Origin of the sequence: Burkholderia sp. Bp9090 (assembly GCF_003857985.1) — a bacterium.
Lineage (GTDB): Bacteria > Pseudomonadota > Gammaproteobacteria > Burkholderiales > Burkholderiaceae > Burkholderia.
Map to the genome: position 1 here is coordinate 1 of NZ_QTPV01000093.1, position 2142 is coordinate 2142.

Sequence of the window (2142 nt, forward strand, 5' to 3'; positions counted from 1 at the left end):
ACTCAACCGGATCTGATCCTCCACAACGGACGATTCACGACCCTCGACCGCGCGAACCCCGTCGCGACTTCCGTCGCGATCAAGGACGGCCGCTTCGTCGCGGTCGGCAGCGACGCGGACGTGATGCCGCTCGCGGGCCGCGCGACGAAGATCGTCGATCTCGGCGGCCGCAGCGCGCTGCCCGGCCTGATCGACAACCACTGCCACGTGATTCGCGGTGGCCTGAACTACAACATGGAGCTGCGCTGGGACGGCGTGCCGTCGCTCGCGGTTGCAATGGACATGCTCAAGCGGCAGGTGGCGATCACGCCCGCGCCGCAATGGGTGCGCGTGGTCGGTGGCTTTACCGAACACCAGTTCGCCGAGAAGCGCCTGCCGACGATCGAGGAACTCAACGCGGCCGCGCCCGATACGCCGGTGTTCATCCTGCACCTGTACGATCGCGCGCTGCTGAACGCGGCCGCGCTGCGCGTGGTCGGCTACACGAAGGACACGCCCGAGCCGCCGGGCGGCACGATCCTGCGCGACGCGGCCGGCAATCCGACCGGGCTGCTGCTCGCGAACCCGAACGCGACGATCCTGTACGCGACACTCGCGAAGGGACCGAAGCTGCCGTTCGAATACCAGTACAACTCGACGCGCCACTTCATGCGCGAACTGAACCGGCTCGGCGTGACGGGTGTGATCGATGCAGGCGGCGGTTCGCAGAACTATCCCGACGATTACGAAGTGATCCGCAAGCTGCACGATGCCGGCGAGATGACGATCCGGATCGCGTACAACCTGTTCACGCAGAAGCCGAATGCGGAGAAGGAAGACTTCGTGAACTGGACGAAGAGCACGAAGTATCACGACGGCACCGACTATTTCCGCAATAACGGCGCGGGCGAGATGCTGGTGTTCTCGGCGGCCGATTTCGAGGATTTCCGCGTCGCGCGCCCGGACCTGCCGGCGCAGATGGAAGACGATCTCGAGGGCGTCGTGCGCGTGCTCGCGCAGAACCGCTGGCCGTGGCGCATGCACGCGACCTACGACGAAACGATCAGCCGTGCGCTCGACGTGTTCGAGAAGGTCAACAAGGATATCCCGCTCGAAGGCCTGAACTGGTTCTTCGATCATGCGGAAACCATCTCCGAAAAATCGATGGACCGGATCGCCGCGCTGGGTGGTGGTATCGCGGTGCAGCACCGGATGGCGTACCAGGGCGAATACTTCGTCGAGCGCTACGGTGCGCAGGCGGCCGAAGCGACGCCGCCCGTCGCGAAGATGCTGTCGAAGGGCCTCAAGGTGTCGGCCGGCACCGACGCGACACGCGTGGCGTCGTACAACCCGTGGGTGTCGTTGTCCTGGCTCGTGACAGGCAAGACGATCGGCGGCCTGCGCATGTACCCGCAGCGCAACCTGCTCGATCGCGAGACCGCGCTGCGCATGTGGACCGAATACGTGACGTGGTTCTCGAACGAGGTCGGCAAGAAAGGGCGCATCGCGGTCGGGCAGCTTGCCGACGTGGTGGTCCCGGATCGCGATTTCTTCGCGTGCGCCGAGGACGACATCGCGGGCACGACCGCACTGCTGACCGTGGTGGGCGGCAAGATCGTGTGGGGCGCGGGCCCGTTCGCGTCGCACGATGCGCCGATTCCGCCCGCGATGCCGGACTGGTCGCCGGTGCGTGAGTATGGCGGCTACGGCGGCTGGGGCGCGACGCAGCGCAGCGGCGCACCGCTGCAACGCGCGGCGGCCGCCGCGATGTGCGGCTGCGCGAATGCATGCAACGTGCACCAGCATGCGCACGCGAGTGCGTGGGGCAGCACGCTGCCGACCTCGGACGCGAAGGGCTTCTGGGGCGCGTTCGGCTGTTCGTGCTGGGCGGTCTGACATGTCGACGACGATCGGCCGGTACAGCCCCGCGTGGATCCGTGTCCTGCTCGCGCAGCCGTGGGTCGGCGCGCTGGTCCGGCTTGCACTCGTTTCCGCCTTTCTGATCGGCGGCGTCGCGAAGGCGCTCGACTTCGACGGCGCGGTCGCGGAGCAGGCGCATTTCGGCCTGCATCCGCCTGCGCTATGGGCTGCACTGGCGATTGTCGTCGAGATCGGCGGTTCGCTGTGCGTGGTGTTTCGCCGCTTCACGTGGCTCGGCGCCGG

The 2142-nt window shown here is 67.0% G+C and carries 2 protein-coding genes; both read left to right on the top strand.

Annotated elements, in window-relative coordinates; all coding sequences use genetic code 11:
* Nucleotides 1-1875: amidohydrolase (locus DIE16_RS36170; RefSeq protein ID WP_148095408.1), on the top strand; the 1875-nt coding region annotated here is incomplete at its 5' end.
* 1 nt (nucleotide 1876) lies between these two features.
* On the top strand, nucleotides 1877-2142 hold a 266-nt coding region (locus DIE16_RS36175), incomplete at its 3' end, for a DoxX family protein (RefSeq protein ID WP_148095409.1).